At 30.4% G+C, this 18,644-nt stretch carries 17 protein-coding genes; 13 read left to right on the top strand and 4 right to left on the bottom strand.

The genetic code is table 11. The features are described 5' to 3' along the window. Positions 1 to 65 precede the first annotated feature (65 nt). The 7 genes from LXD69_RS16950 to LXD69_RS16980 all read left to right on the top strand — a co-directional run bounded on the left by LXD69_RS16950 (position 66) and on the right by LXD69_RS16980 (position 6,841). Positions 66 to 1,274, top strand: a complete 1,209-nt coding sequence (locus tag LXD69_RS16950; protein WP_246916242.1) for a hypothetical protein — start codon at positions 66 to 68, stop codon at positions 1,272 to 1,274. After that, positions 1,274 to 1,561, top strand: a complete 288-nt coding sequence (locus LXD69_RS16955; protein WP_246916243.1) for a hypothetical protein — start codon at positions 1,274 to 1,276, stop codon at positions 1,559 to 1,561. The genes LXD69_RS16950 and LXD69_RS16955 overlap by 1 nt, the downstream gene beginning before the upstream one ends. Continuing rightward, a complete protein-coding gene (locus LXD69_RS16960; protein ID WP_246916244.1) occupies positions 1,558 to 1,812 on the top strand; it encodes a hypothetical protein in 255 nt (84 codons plus the stop codon). Before LXD69_RS16955 ends, LXD69_RS16960 begins: the two co-directional genes overlap by 4 nt. Before the next feature lie 11 nt (positions 1,813 to 1,823). Continuing rightward, positions 1,824 to 3,230: a cyclodeaminase/cyclohydrolase family protein gene (locus LXD69_RS16965; RefSeq protein ID WP_246916245.1), complete on the top strand. Its 1,407-nt coding sequence runs from the start codon at positions 1,824 to 1,826 to the stop codon at positions 3,228 to 3,230. Position 3,231: 1 nt separating this feature from the next. Then, the gene (locus tag LXD69_RS16970; RefSeq protein ID WP_246916246.1) at positions 3,232 to 3,741 is read left to right on the top strand and encodes a hypothetical protein; all 510 of its coding nucleotides are present in this window, start codon (positions 3,232 to 3,234) and stop codon (positions 3,739 to 3,741) included. A 142-nt stretch (positions 3,742 to 3,883) separates the two neighbouring features. Further along, on the top strand, positions 3,884 to 5,461 hold the full coding sequence (locus LXD69_RS16975) for a rhomboid family intramembrane serine protease (protein ID WP_246916247.1): 1,578 nt from the start codon (positions 3,884 to 3,886) through the stop codon (positions 5,459 to 5,461). A 513-nt stretch (positions 5,462 to 5,974) separates the two neighbouring features. Then, positions 5,975 to 6,841: a DUF808 domain-containing protein gene (locus LXD69_RS16980; protein WP_246916248.1), complete on the top strand. Its 867-nt coding sequence runs from the start codon at positions 5,975 to 5,977 to the stop codon at positions 6,839 to 6,841. 227 nt (positions 6,842 to 7,068) lie between these two features. Here LXD69_RS16980 and LXD69_RS16985 read toward each other — a convergent pair whose 3' ends face one another. Further along, positions 7,069 to 7,896, bottom strand: coding sequence for a Cof-type HAD-IIB family hydrolase (locus LXD69_RS16985; protein ID WP_246916249.1), 828 nt, complete (start codon positions 7,894 to 7,896; stop codon positions 7,069 to 7,071). A 178-nt stretch (positions 7,897 to 8,074) separates the two neighbouring features. Between LXD69_RS16985 and LXD69_RS16990 the strand changes: the two genes are divergently transcribed. Together LXD69_RS16990 and LXD69_RS16995 are read left to right on the top strand one after the other, a co-directional pair. Further along, positions 8,075 to 8,275, top strand: a complete 201-nt coding sequence (locus LXD69_RS16990) for a YqaE/Pmp3 family membrane protein (RefSeq protein ID WP_045972277.1) — start codon at positions 8,075 to 8,077, stop codon at positions 8,273 to 8,275. A 640-nt stretch (positions 8,276 to 8,915) separates the two neighbouring features. Then, positions 8,916 to 9,374, top strand: coding sequence for a hypothetical protein (locus LXD69_RS16995; RefSeq protein WP_246916250.1), 459 nt, complete (start codon positions 8,916 to 8,918; stop codon positions 9,372 to 9,374). 741 nt (positions 9,375 to 10,115) lie between these two features. Here the strand turns inward: LXD69_RS16995 and LXD69_RS17000 are convergent. Continuing rightward, positions 10,116 to 11,189: a ligand-binding sensor domain-containing protein gene (locus LXD69_RS17000; RefSeq protein WP_246916251.1), complete on the bottom strand. Its 1,074-nt coding sequence runs from the start codon at positions 11,187 to 11,189 to the stop codon at positions 10,116 to 10,118. Between the two features lie 132 nt (positions 11,190 to 11,321). On the opposite strand from LXD69_RS17000, the gene LXD69_RS17005 reads away from it, so the two are divergent. Then, positions 11,322 to 12,230: a winged helix-turn-helix domain-containing protein gene (locus tag LXD69_RS17005; protein WP_246916252.1), complete on the top strand. Its 909-nt coding sequence runs from the start codon at positions 11,322 to 11,324 to the stop codon at positions 12,228 to 12,230. A gap of 105 nt (positions 12,231 to 12,335) precedes the next feature. Here the strand turns inward: LXD69_RS17005 and LXD69_RS17010 are convergent, their stop codons facing one another. Next, a complete protein-coding gene (locus LXD69_RS17010; RefSeq protein ID WP_045972271.1) occupies positions 12,336 to 12,893 on the bottom strand; it encodes a DUF6642 family protein in 558 nt (185 codons plus the stop codon). A gap of 220 nt (positions 12,894 to 13,113) precedes the next feature. On the opposite strand from LXD69_RS17010, the gene LXD69_RS17015 reads away from it, so the two are divergent. The 3 genes from LXD69_RS17015 to LXD69_RS17025 all read left to right on the top strand — a co-directional run bounded on the left by LXD69_RS17015 (position 13,114) and on the right by LXD69_RS17025 (position 17,805). After that, entirely contained in the window at positions 13,114 to 13,764 is a 651-nt protein-coding gene (locus tag LXD69_RS17015; protein WP_246916253.1) for a Yip1 family protein, read from the top strand. A 126-nt stretch (positions 13,765 to 13,890) separates the two neighbouring features. Beyond that, positions 13,891 to 16,707: a hypothetical protein gene (locus LXD69_RS17020; protein ID WP_246916254.1), complete on the top strand. Its 2,817-nt coding sequence runs from the start codon at positions 13,891 to 13,893 to the stop codon at positions 16,705 to 16,707. Then, on the top strand, positions 16,708 to 17,805 hold the full coding sequence (locus LXD69_RS17025) for a trypsin-like serine peptidase (RefSeq protein ID WP_246916255.1): 1,098 nt from the start codon (positions 16,708 to 16,710) through the stop codon (positions 17,803 to 17,805). A gap of 280 nt (positions 17,806 to 18,085) precedes the next feature. Here the strand turns inward: LXD69_RS17025 and LXD69_RS17030 are convergent, their stop codons facing one another. After that, the gene (locus LXD69_RS17030) at positions 18,086 to 18,460 is read right to left on the bottom strand and encodes a YchJ family protein (protein WP_045972263.1); all 375 of its coding nucleotides are present in this window, start codon (positions 18,458 to 18,460) and stop codon (positions 18,086 to 18,088) included. Between the last annotated feature and the right edge of the window lie 184 nt (positions 18,461 to 18,644).

Below are 18,644 nucleotides of genomic sequence, written 5' to 3' on the forward strand. Positions count from 1 at the left end.
AAAACAAAAACTGTTTTCATTAAATAGGAATTAAATAATTTAACTTAAGTAATTAAAGTTTTTTAATGGCTAAATTAGATTTCGAATATTACGTAGCTCCTGATGGGACAAATCATAAGGATTTGTTTGAAAAGCAAATCAGAGATAAATGTCCTGAATATTCTGATAATTTGCAGGATATAATTAAGAATGGTGTAGAAGTTACAGCTGAAGAATTTTTCACTTACGGATTATTTGAAGATTATAATCCCAATAATCCTAGTTTTAGTTCATTAATTGGTTTCAGAGAAATCGCTAAAAGTCGAAAATTAGAATTTGATAGTATTTTTTCAATAAATGGTACCATTGCATTTAATCATTCCGGCAATACAACGCAACAAATTTGTTATGCAGGTTGTGGAGGAACATTAATGACTGCAAATAAAATATTTGGTTTAAATAACTCAGAATATATCAGAATTCCAGAAAAAAAAGGTAGGCCCAAAAAAGGAACCTTACCAGGAGCCAATAAGACGCTAGATTTTGAATACTTGTATTCAAATGGAGAAAGGTTTTTTAGAGTAGAATGTAAAGGTATGGAAGGTCTTGATGGAGATTATTCAAAAAAGGCAAATGATATAATAGCCAAAAAAAAAGCACAACCAGCTGGTGCCGGAGATATAAATTTTGGGATAATTACACAAATACCTTTAGCAAATGACACTAGAAATGCAAAATGTATTTTAGTAGATCCTGAAGTTCCTGATTTAGAATTTAATCCAAAAGATTATCAATTTTATACAAAGCTAAGATTTTATGCAAATAGGTTGAGTTGTCTAGGAAATCCAAATTGGTTACAAAAAATAAAAAAATATATTATTCAAGAAGATGTCAAAGAAAATCAGATAATTGAAAACTATCCTTATTTTACAATAAAAAATAATATTCCTTTAAAAATAATGTTCAGTTCATTTTTTGAAATAGATAAAGACTTTCTACTTCCGCACATTTTTAGAGGAACTATTTTACAGCTTGAAGATAAAATAGTTTTTATAAAAGTAATTCAAATTAAACCAAATAATTATTTTGCTTATGGTTTTACTGAAAGATTATTTGAAATTATGTCGAATGGAACAATTGAAGATTTTATAAATTTCAAAGAAAAACCTAATACTATTTTTTGGAAAGGTGATATTGGATTGAGAAAACATCGCAATGAAAATGATTTTCTTGTTGGAAATATTTCAATTTTAAGTACGGGAGAAGTTATAGGCATATTAAACAAAGAGTTCTAATGGAAGTTAAACACTCAAAATCATTTAAAAACTTACCCAATTATTCAATTGAGTGGGGATATGGGACTTGGTCAAAAGACTGGAAAAAAAAAGATTTTGCGATAAGAAACCGATATAATAAAGATGATGGAGGTTTTAATCTAAGAGGTTCTGCTGAAATACCTTGGAGAGACTTCAATAGGTTAATAACTGAAAGTATAACAGAAAATCAATTCTCCAATAAAGAATTAAAAGCAATAATAAAATTAGCTATAAAACAGTTAATCAAAAATATATTTAAAAAATGAAACACATCTCTCTAAGATTAGCTTGGCATGATGAAGGTTGGAACGGCCATATTTGTAAGAATCCAAGAGCAAATACACACTGTGTAGGGCAACACTCCTATCTAGGTGATTTGATATCACATAGTAGAGATTTAGAATGGGAAGAGCAAGAAAATGTTGCGGGTTGTCATTGTTCAACAATTGACGCTATTCATTTTGAGGTATTTAGACCTATGTTTGAATTTATAATGACAACAATTGCTAATAATTAATTTTTTAATTTATGGAAACCAATTTACTAGAAAAAACAGTTAACGAACTGATGGAGAAATTTGGAGCAGGAAACCATAAACCTGGTTCTGGTAGTGCTGCTGCTTTTCAAGGGATGGTTTCTGCTAAATTAATTTCTACGGTTATTAGCTTAACTCTTGATGTGAAAAGAAGAGACCTATATTATAACCATATAAATGTTTTATTAGATTTTCATAAAGATATTGAAGAGCGTATTTATCCGCAATTAACAGAATTGTTCAAAAGTGATTCCATACAATTTGATAAAACAATTAAATCAAGAATTGCAAGAGATAAAGAAAAAGATGAAATAACTAAAAATCAATTAAGAAGACAAGCTCTTGCAGATTTAAAAGTTTCTATAGAAATACCTTTTCAAATTGCTACTCTTTGTAAAGAATTGGCAATAATGTCAGCTTATGTTTTTGATAATGGATTTAAATCTGCTCGAGGTGACTCACAAGTAGGTTTAAGCGGAGCTGTTTCTGCTTTTGCTGGTTGTTTAGCGATTATAAGACTAAATGTACTTTCTTTTAATAGTGATGAGTATGAATATACTAAATCGGTAGTTAGTCAAGTAGATAATTTATACAATGATTATAAAGAATTAATACTTTTGGCCGATTCTAAAATTGAAATACTCAGAGAAGAATTTGAGATAAAAATTCCTTTATTTGAAGGAATTAATACTTTAATACAAAAAGCTAGAGCAAGTAAGGGAGCTGAAGTTGAAAATTGTGTTAGAGAATTACAAACCTTAATTTGGAATAATAAGCATTTGTTATGGAAGAAAAATATTCCTACTAATCCATTAGAAATTTTAAGACCAGATTATATTTTAAAAAGTGCTTTGGGATATGACTTTATCTCTTCTTCAACTTATGGAGTACTTATTAACGAAGATAAATCTATTAAGGTTGCGGGTATCATCGACCAACCTAATAAAATAGTTGCCGTTTCTAATGGATTTCCTAAGGAGGTTCAGAACTTTACAGCAGCACATGAGCTTGGGCACGCAATATTACATGAACAATCTATATTACATAGAGACATCCCAGTAGATACCAGTGGAAAACGAAATAGTAGAGATAGAGTTGAAATTCAAGCTGACGCTTTTGCAACTTATTTTTTAATGCCAACAAAACTGGTTAAAAAAGAATTTGAAAAAAGATATTCTACTAAAGCGTTTAAAATAAATGAAGAAATAGCATTTAAATTTGGTGGACGAAGTATTACCGATTTAAAAAAAGAATGCAAAAATATTAGAAGCTTATCCAGAAAGTTAGCTTCTACAGAATTATATGATTCAAATAACTTTATTTCACTAGCAAAACAATTTAATGTTTCTATTGAAGCTATGGCTATTCGGTTGGAAGAACTTAATTTAGTACAATATTAATATGATACAATCTAAAAGATATAGTCTTACCAACAAAACCCTTGAATTATACGTAAAAAAATCACCACCTATAGGTCGTGGTTTTATTTTGTTCTTGGCTTTTGTTTCTGTGGCTTTACCTATTTTGGGTATGGTTTTTAGATTTATGGATGGTGGTAGTTTTCATTTTGGGTTTATCATTGGGCTGGGTGCTTTTTCTTTGATAGGTTTTTATTTTGTGCGGTTGTTTCTTTGGAATACGTATGGGAAAGAGGTAATAACTATTGGGGAAACTACCGTAAGTTATTATGTGGATTATCATTATTTTAAAGGCAATCAGCAAGAGATTACTTATGAGGAATTAGTGTTTGACATAGAACCAATAGGTTTTGAAGAAGAAAAGTTAGGTAGGTTGATCATTGCTGCTAATGACAAGGATTTTATTCATAGTAGTGTGAATATGGATTTGAGGGAGTTGGAAGAGATTGTTGAGGAGTTGACAGTTTTAAGTTCACAGTTTACAGTGGCTTAGTTTGTAGTTAGGATTTCTAAATTAATTAATATTTTTTCAACACAAAGTTGTTACCTGTAAGGGTCTCACTCGTTAAGTTGTTACAGTTGCTTGGTTTACTTAGTGTTTATATTTATTTAAAAAAAGGTTTTTTACTATTTTTATGAAAGATTATTTAGTGAAGTTTAAATACATATTTCCGGTTTATGTATTGATTAATTTAGGAACTGTTATTGGTTTATTTATTCTACGTTACTTGTTTACCATAAAATTTCAAATCTTAGCTATTGATGAAAAAATATGGGAATTATGGATTCCTATGATACTCCCAGGTATATTGCTTCTTATTTTTATGCAGCCTCGATTGAAAGTATTGACCTTTAAAAACAATGATGACAAAAGCTTCTTTTTTGTTTTTGTGGGTTGGGTTTTTATAATGGCAACTACCATGAATTCTCAACAATATCTTATTAATTCTACAGGTTCATTAGTTGTTATAAATGATTATCAAGATATAAAAAGTGATACCATTCGATACATTAGTTTCCAAAAACCATTTGTCTTAGATGACAATCAATTGGGTTTTTCGGCCGATTTAAGGGTAAGTGGAAAGCATAATAATGAATTTAATTATGATTTCTTCTTTGTTATGCCTTTTATTCAGTCTAATGTTAGTAAAGAAGATGAGGTTTCTACTGTTTGGTATTGTAAATCGTTTCATAAACAAATTAGTAATCGAGAAAGTGAAGATTTTAAAAGAGATATCTTCAATAAGTTCTACATGGAATGTGTAAATTCTTTGAATGCTACAAATTTTAATACAATTGAATATTTTGAACGCTTAGGAACATCTGGTACTTATAAAAATGGGTTAAAAGCTGTTAATAGTATTTTTCCAGGCACAATCAATAAAGATAAAAAAGATTTGCCTATTCTTTTAAGCCCAGTTTCAAGTAAGTTTGATGAAAGAGCTGGTAACTTATTACCTTGGTTTTTTGTTTTAATAGGTAGTGGTTTATTGGCAATGGCTCTTCTACTTATGTGGCCAACTTATAATAAAAAGAAGCATGATACTATTTTAAAAGGTAATAGAAAAAATAACAATAACCTATATGGTTTTATTCAAATATTAATTCCTAAAAGAAATTATTTCATTGTCTCTATTTTGTTGGATAGTATGATTGTGTTATATTTTCTTCAATTAATCCAATTGAATTCAGGTTTTATGTCTCATTCTGAATTGTTATTACAATGGGGTGCTGTGCGAAAGGATGAAGTGTTTGATGGTGCTTATTGGAGGCTTTTTACGTGTATGTTTTCTCATGGTGGCTTTTTACATTTATTATACAATGGCATTGCTTTGTTGTTCGTTGGAATACACGTAGAACCTTTATTGGGAAGAGTTAAGTTTTCCATTTATTTTATACTTTCAGGTATAGCTGCTAGTTTAGCAAGTATAATATGGTATGATAATGTGATTAGCGTTGGTGCATCAGGAGCTATCTTTGGCCTATTTGGTTTGGCTATTTTTATAGACTATTTCAAAACAAAGTCTTTTGGTTCAAATAAATATTTAATAACTTTATTTGCAATATTTGCAGGTATTAATTTTATTTACGGGCTTATGGTTCCTAATACTGATAATGCAGGGCATTTTGGAGGTTTTATTGCAGGAATTGTATTAGCTTACTTAAATTCGATTATTGATAGTGAGGATGAGTTTGCTACTAAAAGGAGATAAATTTTAGTTTACAGTTTAAAGTTATAAGTTTACAGTTGGTTGTTTTGTGGTAGTTTGCGTAGATCCTTACAGGATGACAAGATTGGGAAAGTGGTTTGTGGTTATATTATACCGAACCTACGGCTCTTTTTATCATGTTGCGTTATAACGACAGGGTTGAAACCCTGCCCTACAACATTAACCGAGCCTATGGCTCTTTTAGATTGTGAATTGTTGATGGATAATGCTGGATTATTAATGATTGTATTGTGGTTAAATTGGTACGCAAATTTTGCAGATTGACGCAGATTTTCTAAACGCAAACTTGTCACCTTGTAAAGGTCTCATTAGCTTGATTGTGTAGGTTTGTGGTGCTTCTAATGGGGTGCTTACAGCATGACAAGATGGTGGATGAAGAAAGTGATTAGTAGGTTTTGGGTTTTCTTAGTTTATGGATGAGTAATTTGTTGTAATTTGTACGCCTTTAAAGAGAAAATTGAAATTGTTAAGTATTAGTATAAATAAAATTAAAAAATGGCTTCAGGAATATTTGCATTATTAGATGATATCGCAGCTTTGATGGATGATGTGGTAGTAATGAGTAAAGTAGCAACTAAAAAAACAGCAGGAATCTTAGGGGATGATTTGGCAGTAAATGCTGAAAAGGCATCAGGTTTTGTTTCGTCTCGTGAGATTCCTGTTTTATGGGCAATTACCAAAGGATCTTTTCTTAATAAACTCATTATTTTACCGCTTGCTTTTTTATTGAGTTATTATGTGCCATGGGTAATTACGGCAGTGCTTATCTTGGGAGCTGTTTATCTAGCGTATGAAGCGGCAGAAAAAATATATGAATATATTGTTCCGCATCCAAAAGCGGTTAGTGTAACAGAAGGAATGGACTTATCTCCAGAGGAATTGGTAACACAAGAAAAAGCCAAAGTAAAAGCGGCTATAGTTACCGATTTTATATTATCGGTAGAGATTGTCATTATAGCTTTAGGTACAGTGCTGGAAAAAACAATCACGACACAAATACTTGTAGTTACTTTTATTGCTCTTTTGGCCACTGTAGGCGTGTATGGTATTGTGGCATTGATAGTTCGTATGGATGATCTTGGTTTTGTTCTGACCAAAAGAAAAAGTAGTATTTCTCAATTTGTTGGCAATTTGTTGATTAAAACGCTACCGTTGATTATCAAAGGGCTTGCTTTTATAGGTACTATTGCCTTAATTTTAGTAGCGGGTGGTATTTTTGTGCATAACATAGAAGCAGTACATCATGTATTAGAAGGATTACCTGCTATTGTTGGGGAATTTATTGCTGGACTTGTGGGTGGTGTTTTAGTGTTTTTAGTTGTGAAAGGGTTTAAGTTGGTTTGGAAGGCTGTTAAAAAGTAGTTGTCAGTTTGTAACATTACTAATGGGATGCTTACAGCATGACAAGATTGTAGAATTACAAGTATTCAATTACTACAGATAATAGATAACATAAGTTTGTAATTAAGCACTTTGTGGAGCTACTTATGGGATGCTTACAGCAAGACAAGATTGTGGATGAGATTTTTATTATCCATTAAAAACTACCAATCTTAACTGAAAACTGAAAACTAAGACTGACAACTAAACTACCCCTTCTCTACTTTACACAACACTTCTGTTTCTAAGTACTTTGCTACTGCTTCTTCTATGTTGGTACCAATGATTTCTAAGTGATTTAGTTTGTCTTTTAAGGTTTGTTGGGCATTTTTCATGATGAGGCCTTTGTGGGCTTGTAATAACATTCGTTCATCGTTGAAACCGTCACCAAAGCAAAGGGTTTCCGAGAAACTACTGTTTTCCAGTTCTAGGATTTTAGCAATCGCATAACTTTTATCTACTCGCTTATCCATGATTTCCAAACAAATTGGTAAACTGAAACTGGTTTCAAAAGCCGAATTGGGTAAGGCTTTGATTTGGTTGTCCAATTGCAGGAGTTTGTCGTGATCTTCGTCTACAAATAGGATTTTTATCGCACTGAGATCAGTTAGTGTTGGGTAATCGACAATTTCATAGGGATAATGCATTTCCTTTTGAAAACTGTTGAGTTTTTGGTTTTCTTTGTTGGTATACCAAAATTCCTCTTTGAACAACACCGTTGTAATCGAAGGATCAATATCAAGTGTTAATAATTCTTGGACTGCTCCACTAGAAATATCAAAAGTATACAGCAATTCTTGATTGGGTCCGTGAATGCGCGCTCCGTTAGATGTCACTAAATATAAGGGTATTCCCAAAGCATTGGTCAACTGCATGGCATCGAGATGATGACGCCCTGTTGCGACAATAATGATATAGCCTTGTTGGTGTAATTCCTGAAAAATCGTTTGGGTATAGGAAGCAATAATATGATCGGCATTCAGTAAAGTACCGTCTAAATCGGTTACGATTACTTTTAGATTGGGGTTTTTATTCATGGTGTTGGGTATTCGGGAGCAAAGATAGTTTTTTTTAGTAACTAGTGTTTGTGGTTATGCGTTAGTAATTAGTTGTTAGTGATAATCGTGACTTGTGACTGAAAACTGTACAATTTCGTAACAAATGAGGAATTTTTGCGTCTAATAGGGCATCATCAATCAAAAAAAAATAGTAATCATGCGTTATGTTTTAGCTTTCTTTTTTCCTTGGCTCAGTTTGATGCTGCAAGGAAAACTTCTTTCGGGTATTGTCTGCTTGATTTTGCAAATCACCATTATTGGTTGGATTCCTGCCTTTTTATGGGCGGTTACGGCTTTGAATCGCATGTATGCGGATCGTAGAACGAATAAAATTATTCGAGAGATGCATAGAGCCTAGTTATCATTTTTAGGGAGTAAGGAATAGTAGTTAGGTGTTCTTTTGCTACACCTGAAGATTATGTAAAAACGGAATCAAAAGTTTTAGAAGCTGTGAATTATCTTTTTACTACCCCTATTGTTAAAGATGATTTGAATGGGATTTCTATCCAATTTATTTTAAAATGGATAGAAGAATAGACATGCGATTTTGCTGATTTACGCAGATTTTCTAAGCGCAAACGTTATCCTGTAAAGGGTTTTATTTATTTGGTTTTATTAGTCTGTGGAGTTACTAATGGGATGCTTACAGCATGACAAGTTTGGGGTTCATTATTAATCATTGTCTTGTGGTTAAATAGGCACGCAGATTTTGCTGATTGACGCAGATTTTCTAAACGCAAAATTGTCTTCCTGTAAAGGTCGCATTTGTTTGGTTTTATTAGTCTGTGGAGTTACTAATGGGATGCTTACAGCATGACAAGTTTGGGGATATTACAAGTAATGATAGGGTTGAAACCTTACCTTACAATATTAACCGAGCCGATGGCTTTTTTATGAAATGAATGGCTTTTAATTTTAAAATGTGATATTCTGTTTTTTTTAATATCTTCGCTTTTAGGCATTATAGTCTAATAACTAACCTTTTAAAAAATTTATTCATGAAAAAAAATTTATTTGCTTTACTTTTTACTGTAGTTACTACATTTTCATTTGCTCAAAATTTCACTGATCTGAATGACTATCCGCTTTCTAATGTAGAAGATTATAAAAATGCTGAAACAAAAGTTGTAGAATGTGCTACTTATTTATTTTCAACTCCTGTTAAGAAAGATGATTTAAATAGATTATCGGCTACTCAATTTATTTTAAAATGGATGGAAGGAAGTGATTATACTTTTAATATAGATTCTAAAATGACGGAATTAACGGATGGTAATACTGATTTATTTGGAATGTATTTGGCTGGAATGTCTAAGGTTGTAATAGAAAGCCCAAATAAGAAACTTAATGATGATGAAATTCGCTCAGAGGTTACTAACATGTTAGTTGCATATTGTAAGGATGCTTCTAATAATGTAAAAGCTACTAAAAAGTTGAAACAATTAATGAGAGAGTAAGTATAATACATCATCTTATCATTCTGTAAAGGGTCGCATTTGTTTGAATTAGTTTGTGGAGTTACTAATGGGATGCTTACAGCATGACAAGATTGAGGTTCATTATTAATCATTGTTTTGTGGTAAAAGTAGGTACGCAGATTTTACAGATTGACACCCATTTTCTAAACGCAAACTTGTCTCCCTGTAAAGGGTCGCATTTGTTTGGTTTTATTAGTCTGTGGAGTTACTAATGGGATGCTTACAGCATGACAAGATTGAGGTTCATTATTAATCATTGTCTTGTGGTAAAAGTAGGTACGCAGATTTTACAGATTGACACCCATTTTCTAAACGCAAACTTGTCTCCCTGTAAAGGGTCGCATTTGTTTGAATTAGTTTGTGGAGCTACTAATGAGATGCTTACAGCATGACAAGATGATGACTGATTACTAATGATTGTCTTGTGGTAAAAGTAGGTACGCAGATTTTACAGATTGACACCCATTTTCTAAACGCAAACTTGTCTCCCTGTAAAGGGTCGCATTTGTTTGAATTAGTTTGTGGAGTTACTAATGGGATGTTTACAGCATGACAAGATTGGAGATATTACGGAAATGATAGGATTGAAACCCTACCTTACAATATTGACCGAGCCGATGGCTCTTACTTGTGAGCATAAAACATGTCAATTCCATAGGAACGATCTATGTTATAACAACGTGGGTTTAATCCGTTGTTTGTAATTAAAATGAGGGATAATTAACAATTATCCCTTTTCCATGGTCCGTTTTTAGTAATATTTATAAAGGTATTATTTTCCATGCGATAGAGTCCGTTGCCTCCTCCTATCCAAAAGCGGCCTTGTTTGTCTTCAAAAATAGTTTGTACGGCATGAAGTGGTAATTTTTGTTTTTTGCTGAAATTAGTGAGTATACCATTTTGATATCGGTAAATACCATATCCTTCTGAACTAAACCAAATGTTTCCTAGTTTATCTTCATAAATAGTCCAAACTTCATTGTTTTCTATTTTGTTCTCTATATTGAAGTTTGTAAATGTGTTTCCGTCATATTTACTTATACCGCTCATCATGGAGCCAAACCAAAGGTTTCCGCTTTTATCTTCTACAATACTTGTAACGCTTTTGTCTTCTTGTCTTCCTTCTGGTATAATTTGTTCAAAGGTTGATCCGTCATATTTATAAGCTCCTACTTTATCGGTTCCTAACCAAAGGTTTCCTTTAGTATCTTCGGTAATAGTCATAATAGCACTTTTAAATTCTTTGCTAATTTCAACAGGTACAAATTGAAATCCTGTAAAAACACTTAATCCGCTAAATGATCCTGCCCAAATTTGTCCATTTCGGTCGTTATAAATGCTCATTACTTTATTATTACACGAGCTTTGAGTTATTTTATAATTATAAAATTGGTTTCCATCATATTGTGATATGCCTGCATTTGTTGAGATCCAAATATTTCCATAATTGTCTTCTGTAATATCTGTTACTTGGTTGCCTGATAGGCCTTCTTTTATTGAAAAGTATTTTAATTCTTTATCATCATAACGAACAACTCCTTCTGAGTTTGTTCCGAACCATAAATTGCCTTTACTATCTTGAAAAGTTATTCTAATATATTCGCTTACTTGCAAATATTTGTCGGGTCTTTGTGCATATTTTTCTCCATACCAGTATTTATAGTCTTCATCCATTACAGTAGCATATTCTGTTTTTTGTGAATTTACTTTGATTGCTGTTACACTTTCTCTTTGTCCGTTACATGATGTGATAACGAGAGAGAAGAAAATAAAGGGTTTTAACATGTTTTTCATTGTACTATCTATTTATAATTTGATAGTCAAAGCTAGAGTTTATCTGGTTTTTAGTTGTTTAAGAAGTGTAAAATAATGTAAATTACATTGTAAAATATAGTTGTCATTTAAATTATTAAATACATTTGTGAAATGAATAATAATTTTAATAAAATACTTCTCTTTCTTTTTATCGGTTTCTTTTTTAGTTTTAATACTAGTTTTTCTCAAAATACAATTCAAGATAATCGAATAAAAGCAGCACTTCGTGTAGTTGGTCACCAATTACTACTTCAATCTAATGATAGTACTTCATTGGTGTTGCCCATTGAAAGAGAAAATAATCGATATAAAATAGCCTTTGATACTGAGTTTCAATTTGATCCGAATTACCTTGTGCATACTATGGATAGTGTATTGACTCACTCTAAAATTGTAAAAAAATATTTGGTAGAGGTTGAAGAGTTTGATACTGAAAAGATAGTATATAGTTATGAAATGGGGATACATTCTTCTATAAACCTAGTGCCTTGTAGAGAACGAATACCGCCCAAAAGTTGTTATACTCTATTTTTAACTGTTTTAGATTTTTATCCTTTACATAGTGCAGAAACGAGTAGCGATGCTGTGAAAAGAGAAAATGTTGCTCCTAAAACATTTATTTCTTCTTTTGTTTCTATAGGTTTGGGGCTTCTTGCTATAACAGCTCTTGTTTGTGTCTTTTTGTATAAGAGAAAAGCAAGATCTTCTTCTTCCAATACTACTGATAGTATTCCATTAGGGCGTTTTATATTTGATAAAAAGAATATGCTGCTTAAGTATGATAATCAAACAATTGAGTTATCTAGTAAGGAAGCTAATTTATTAGCTGTTTTGCATGAATCTGTGAATGAAACAGTAGAGCGCGATGTTATTTTAAATATTGTTTGGGGTGATGAAGGTGATTATATAGGCCGAACGCTTGATGTTTTTATTTCTAAATTGCGTAAGAAAATGGAAGCTGATGATACTATTAAAATTATGAATATACGCGGTGTGGGTTATAAATTGATCATTAATTAACCTGTTGGCGAAATTATTTAAACGTTAGTTTTTTTTATGAAATGAGATAGAGTAAAACTTCTCGATACGCTCCGTACTCGAAAGGATGCGGATTGAGATCTGTTTTTAATAATACAATTGAAAGCCCATAGTAGTACACAAAGCGTAGTGTTTTTCAAATAATATTTCTACTACATCTATTACGTTATCATATTCTTGATATAATCCGAAATAGGCATTATCTAGTATTGTACTTAAAATAGGAACTGGTTTAGCATATCCAGAAATGGCTTTTGCTCCTGTTACATCTAAGAAATATTGCGAGGCTTCTTCGTCTAAATCTAAACGCATCGTATTTGCAAAATGAATTATTTTACCTGTCAGTTTTCCTTCAAAAAATTCGGCAATTTCTTCTAATGTATAATAGTAATTATCTAGTATGATTCTGTTTTCATTTCCTTCAAAAACTAAATATAAAATGGCATAATCCATGAAATTTCGATCTTCATAGAGTAATGTGCTTAAACTTTCCTCTAGTCCTTCAATACTATCGCAAGTTTTATAAATATTTGTAATTCCATAACGAAGTGCAAGGTTTTCTAATGAAGGTAAAATGGCACTTGTATTTGAAACGGATACATCTTTAACGCCTTCAAGACAGTATATATATTTATCGGGATACATAATCACTTTAAAAATTGGGCTTATTTTGCAATAGTACTAAAAATAATTTGAAGCATACGCTTCTCTGCTATTAAATAATTACTGAATTAATTATGAAAGAAAATGATTCTAATTTGGAATATAATAATGTATTTAAAAAAGAAATCCATTGCCTTTTTATTTGAATATGTAAAATATAAATACTTAATTGCGCGCTCCTAAATAATTTTACCCTACTGAAATGGAAGAACATTTTTCGGAATTTGAAGAAAAAAAACACCTAACTAATAAGGAATTGTTTTCAAAATTGGTTTCTGCACCGCAAGATTTTTTTGAGTACATTATTAAAAATAAGTATGAAGAATCTTTTAAATTGCTTCTTGTTCTTGCTGGAATTTCTAATGCATTTGACAGAGCTTCAATGCGAGATTTAGGAGATACTAAGTCTTTAATTTATATTATAATTAATTGTATTTTTTTTGGTAGTTTATTTGGATGGATTACTTATTCTATTTATTCTTCTCTACTAAGTTGGACAGGGAAATGGATAGGTGGAAAAGGAAATAAAAATACAATACTTAAAGTTTTAGCTTATGCTTCTATTCCTTCTATAATAGGTACATTAATTGTATTCCTTCAAATAGGAATTTATGGCGCTGAGATTTTTAAATCAGATGGAGAGGTTCTCAGTGATAATATAATTCTTAATATTGTTTTTTATCTTTCTTTATTTTTAGAATTTGGATTCGGTTTATGGACTCTTTTTTTATATGTAATTGGTATTTCTAAGGCGCAACAATTCTCTATTTGGAAAGCCATTTTAAATTTATTTTTATCTCTTTTTGTTATCATAATTCCTATTATGTTAATCTTTTTTATTTTAAATCGTTAACATTCTTTTAATCTATTGATATAAAAATACTTATCTTTTTATATTGCTTCATGTTAGTATAATTTCTAAATTTGAATGTTTTGATTTTCTTATTAAAACGCAACGCAAACTAACAAAACAAACAACATGAAGAAATTATTACTTACTCTATTCTTTTTTATATCGTTATTGAATTGGGCTCAGAAATCATCACCTGTAATGGGCGATGCGGCTGTTTTAATTGATTTATTAAAAAAGGATTATAATGCTATAAACCCTGATACAAGATTAGAAGAAATAAATACCGATAGAGAAAAAATAATTGGAATATTAAAATCGTATTTAGAAGATTCTAAAAAAAGTAGTTTAGTAATTGATAAAGAAAGTATAAAAAAACTAGATGATAGCAACACACAATATACCAGAGTTTTAAAAGCATTTAATGCGGTTTCAAAAACAACTGTTACGCTCAATAATGGATATAATATTAAAACCGCAGAAGAAGAAATATCTGAATTACAAGAGCAACTTTTAATTAATAAAAAGAAGTACTTCGCTGTAAAATATAACAATGATAATGAACAACTTTTAAAAATAAAAGAGCAATACACTGATAATCCTTATTTGTTAGAAATTGTATGCTTGTTTATTGAAAAATATAAAGTATTAGATGCTAATCAAATGGATTATTTGGCTCAGAATAATTACCAATCTTCCATTCAAAAATCGTTGCCTTTTATTGGTGGTGATTTAGCTTTTGAGACTATTATTGATGGTTTAAGTCGTTTTTTAGCTAAGCGAATTAAGGAAGAATTGACACTGCATGCTATTGACAAAATAAAAAAGTATTTAAATGATCCAAAACCTGAAAATTATAGTGAAGAGTTAGTTGTGATTTTACCAAAAACTACTAATTATTTAAAACGTTTTGATGCCAATCAGTTGCTCAATTTTACCGATGAATTGAAACAGCTTATTGAACAAGATTTAAATGCTATTCTTGACAATGCAAAAGGATTAAGGTTATTACCTAAAATTCAAAATTATATTGCTAATAATCCTGATTTAGAATTTGCTTTTGATGGTCTTGAAATTATACCTCAACTTTCGAAGATAAAAAATCCTGTTGATTATTTTGAGCTTCTAGAAAATAGTAAAGCATTAACAAACTGGAGAAATAATACGGATAATTCTTCTAAATTTAATATTGCACAAGGACTTCGATTGGCTTCTATGTTGGCTTATAGTTTAACGGTTGTTGAAAATGGAGAACAAAAATTTGCTAGTATTGATTTTTTATCAAATTATGGAAATGAAACTAATTTCTACTTTTTATACTTTGGTTTTTTACATCAACAGAATTTGAAATACTTTAATATCCAATTTAAAAAAGCAAATGACATTTTCCCTTTCGAGGTAAAAAAAATAATGACTACTATCACAGTAGAAAAAATACGTGGTGGACAATCTGATTTTAATTTTATAAAAGAGAATCTTGTAAATGTTGCGCAATATGCTGAAAAGATTCATACAACAGCACAATCTATTAAGAAGAAAAATAAAAACAATGAAGAGATAGAATATGAAGAAATTCATGGTTTTGTACATGATATAATAGGATTTACGGAAGAAATTGTAGCCACGTCTGATTTGCTCTTGAAAAACGATTACAATGTTATAATACTTCCTGATAGTGTGTCTACTTCACTTACTTTTAAAACAAAACTTATTCCTTATTTTGCTATTGCTAAAACAGGAAATGACTTGGTTTTAGATTTACATCAAAAGAAGTATTCTAATGCTATAATAAAAGCCATTGAGATTCCTCTTTATTTAAACGTTAAAGATCAAAACTTTAAAAATAATTTATACAATACTAAAATACTATTAGAACAACAAAGTGATTTAATGACTATTCGAAAAGCATTTAATCCTAATATTAAGATTGAAGAAGTTAAGAATTTAAAAAGTCCTTTAACTATTGTTAATCTAAAATTAATGGATAAAAAGGAGCTTAAAAATACTCAAGAAGGTTTGGATGTGTTTTTAAAGTCTTTTGATGATTCAACGCTTACTTTAAACCAGTACAAACAAAATTTAAAAGTTTTTCACAATGCTTTAATTAAGGATAGCACTTATTTATTTGCCAATTTTGGTATTGATACTGAAAAAATAAACAAAAACATACTTGATTATTTAGATAGTAAAGGTCAAAGTGAAAAGGTGCAAGAACACATAAAAAATAAATTAATAGCCTATCAAAAAGCTTTGTTCCAATCTCAAATTTTGTACCAACCAGATGCTACTTTGGTTTTGGAAAATGAACTAAGGGATTTATTTATGGCATTTGCTCCTGATTATATTACAAATAATACTGTTTTAAAAGATACGCAGGCCTTAAAAATTATTCATCTTTTAAATGATATTTCTCTTTCTGCTACTGCTGAAGATGTGGAAAAAGCTATTGAATCTTTTGCATTGCCAGTGGGAAGTTCTTCTTTAAAAGAACGAGCAAGAAGTTATTATGCTATTAATTCTTTTCCTGGTATTATGGGTGGATTTGAATTTTCTGATCATCAAGATAGAGCTACAACTTTAGGGTTTACTGCTCCTGTTGGGTTCTATATTCAGCCATGGGGTGCTTTTAAAAAAGGAACAAGCATTGGTTTATTTATTCCTATCATTGATATTGCAGCTCCTGTTCGTTTACGTCTTGATAGTAATAATGACACGCAAACTCTACCTGAATTTAATTTTAATGATATTTTTTCTCCTGGTTTATATGTAATTTATGGATTTAGAAATTCACCTTTTGCTGTAAATTTAGGTATGCAATATGGTCCAAAACTAAGAGATATTCCAGTAGGAACAGACGCATTTGAATCGGTAGATTCATATCGTGTAAACTTGGGTATTACAATTGATATTCCGCTGTTAACGCTTTCAGGAAAATACAAAGACTAAATGAGGTTTATTTTATTTTTCTTTTTTATTCTTTCTTTTGCTTCTGCACAGGAGGCCGATTCTGCCATGGTTAAAGTAGAGAAAATGATTGATGATAAGATTATTTTTGATAGTAAAATGAATCAGAAGATGTTAGAAAAAATAATTTTGGATGCTTTAAAAAAGGATCAAAAAGTAAATCAAAATATGCTTTTAGAAATGCTCAAAAGAAAGGAGCTTGAAAGTATTGAATCTATAATTGAAGATGATTCTGAAACTTCTGATGCTAGAATCATAATATCTGATTTGGAGCTAAAAATAACAAGGCTTTCTGGTCCTTCTCAATTTGATAGTCGCATTGAGTTATTGCAATTAGATCCAATGGTGAATTGGCAATTTGAAATATTACAAAAAAGTGAATCTGTAGGCATTATTATTGAAAAGGAAAATCTTTCTCAACTAGCTAAGGATACTTATTTTCTGAATGCTTCTCATTCTCTAGGTTCTATTTATAATTTGTGCAATGATGTTCCTTTTTATAATCAAACGGTAGCAGGAATTGGGACTGCATTTATTGTGTCTAAAAATACAATGCTCACAGCTAATCATGTTTTTGAAAGACCAATTACAGATTATATTGTGCTTTTTGGTTATAAGTTAGTGGTTGCAAATGATGTTGTAAATTATTATTTCAATGTAGATGATATTTATTATCCGAAAACTGTTTCTAAAAAAGAAGAAGAGTTAGATCTTATAGAGTTTAAAGTAGATAGGGATTTTAACAGACCTATTTTAGAATGGGAAAATGTTTCAAAGATTCCTTCTAATGAAAATGAAGTATACATGATAGGTCATCCTACTGGTTTGCCTACAAAAGTTGCGCTGAATGCTTCTATAAAAGAAAATACTAATCCGTTTTATTTTTATACTTCACTGGATAGTTTTCAAGGTAACTCTGGTTCTCCTGTTTTTAATTTCTACACACATAAAGTCATTGGTGTTTTGGTTTCTGGTGAAGTAGATTATGTTTACAATGGCAATTGCTATTATAGTCCTAGTTGTAAGATTCCTTTTTGCAAGGGTGAAAAGGTTATCCGCATTGAAAAGTTTATGGAATAGTATGCTAAGAAACATATTCATTTAATATGCGTTTTACTATTACCTCAACTCTTTTTAAAAATCAGGTATTTCTACGGGGTTTTAATGTATTGCGAATTTATAGTTTTGTTGGAATTATAAAACAAACATATTTTCATTTATAATGAATTTAGGTGTTTAATATCGTAATCTTTTTTCCCAAAAGAGTAAACACAGATATAAGTTGAGTAATATTTAAGTTTTAAGTTTGAGAAGATAGTAGTAGGTGTTTCTACTACTATCTTTGTTTTATAACATTATATTAAAAGAAAACTCCATCAACATAGTACCAAATTTCGTTTTCTTGCTTAAAAGTTGACTTTTCGTGATGCATTTGTGCTTGTAAGTTTTCATCTAAATAATACGCTTTAAATTCCACCCAATTGTCTTGTGCTTTTAGCACTTCTAGTTTTAGCCATGTATTTGTTTTTGACCATTCTAGAACTTCTTTTTTCTTATAATATTTACGTTGTGATATATGTGTTGTTTCTATTAAATAATCTGCTTTTTGCAAAACATACGCAGTATAACGAGAACGCATTAATTCTTCAGGAGTTTTTGGTTTCTTTTGATTTTCTAGGTATGGGTTACAGCAATCTTTAAAATCAATATTCGATTTACAATAGCACTTTGACATGTTTACAATTAATAATTATACTTACTCCGATTATTTTCTATTTTCTTTTAACCTGTTGAGTGTAATCCGTTTTGATGTTTTTTTCTCAGTTGGAGTGATTTTTATTATAAGAATATTTCTCAATACTTTTTTGTGAAATTGCTATTCGCTTTCATAAAAAAAAACTCGAAGTGACGTTTTTACA

Origin of the sequence: Flavobacterium sediminilitoris (assembly GCF_023008245.1) — a bacterium.
Classification (GTDB): domain Bacteria; phylum Bacteroidota; class Bacteroidia; order Flavobacteriales; family Flavobacteriaceae; genus Flavobacterium; species Flavobacterium sediminilitoris.

What these genes read in the sequence shown, in the direction of transcription:
- LXD69_RS16950 (WP_246916242.1), top strand. Translation starts at nt 66, where the DNA reads ATGGCTAAATTAGATTTCGAATATTACGTAGCTCCTGATGGGACAAAT.
- LXD69_RS16955 (WP_246916243.1), top strand. Translation starts at nt 1,274, where the DNA reads ATGGAAGTTAAACACTCAAAATCATTTAAAAACTTACCCAATTATTCA.
- LXD69_RS16960 (WP_246916244.1), top strand. Translation starts at nt 1,558, where the DNA reads ATGAAACACATCTCTCTAAGATTAGCTTGGCATGATGAAGGTTGGAAC.
- LXD69_RS16965 (WP_246916245.1), top strand. Translation starts at nt 1,824, where the DNA reads ATGGAAACCAATTTACTAGAAAAAACAGTTAACGAACTGATGGAGAAA.
- LXD69_RS16970 (WP_246916246.1), top strand. Translation starts at nt 3,232, where the DNA reads ATGATACAATCTAAAAGATATAGTCTTACCAACAAAACCCTTGAATTA.
- LXD69_RS16975 (WP_246916247.1), top strand. Translation starts at nt 3,884, where the DNA reads ATGAAAGATTATTTAGTGAAGTTTAAATACATATTTCCGGTTTATGTA.
- LXD69_RS16980 (WP_246916248.1), top strand. Translation starts at nt 5,975, where the DNA reads ATGGCTTCAGGAATATTTGCATTATTAGATGATATCGCAGCTTTGATG.
- LXD69_RS16985 (WP_246916249.1), bottom strand. Translation starts at nt 7,896, where the DNA reads ATGAATAAAAACCCCAATCTAAAAGTAATCGTAACCGATTTAGACGGT.
- LXD69_RS16990 (WP_045972277.1), top strand. Translation starts at nt 8,075, where the DNA reads ATGCGTTATGTTTTAGCTTTCTTTTTTCCTTGGCTCAGTTTGATGCTG.
- LXD69_RS16995 (WP_246916250.1), top strand. Translation starts at nt 8,916, where the DNA reads ATGAAAAAAAATTTATTTGCTTTACTTTTTACTGTAGTTACTACATTT.
- LXD69_RS17000 (WP_246916251.1), bottom strand. Translation starts at nt 11,189, where the DNA reads ATGAAAAACATGTTAAAACCCTTTATTTTCTTCTCTCTCGTTATCACA.
- LXD69_RS17005 (WP_246916252.1), top strand. Translation starts at nt 11,322, where the DNA reads ATGAATAATAATTTTAATAAAATACTTCTCTTTCTTTTTATCGGTTTC.
- LXD69_RS17010 (WP_045972271.1), bottom strand. Translation starts at nt 12,893, where the DNA reads ATGTATCCCGATAAATATATATACTGTCTTGAAGGCGTTAAAGATGTA.
- LXD69_RS17015 (WP_246916253.1), top strand. Translation starts at nt 13,114, where the DNA reads ATGGAAGAACATTTTTCGGAATTTGAAGAAAAAAAACACCTAACTAAT.
- LXD69_RS17020 (WP_246916254.1), top strand. Translation starts at nt 13,891, where the DNA reads ATGAAGAAATTATTACTTACTCTATTCTTTTTTATATCGTTATTGAAT.
- LXD69_RS17025 (WP_246916255.1), top strand. Translation starts at nt 16,708, where the DNA reads ATGAGGTTTATTTTATTTTTCTTTTTTATTCTTTCTTTTGCTTCTGCA.
- LXD69_RS17030 (WP_045972263.1), bottom strand. Translation starts at nt 18,460, where the DNA reads ATGTCAAAGTGCTATTGTAAATCGAATATTGATTTTAAAGATTGCTGT.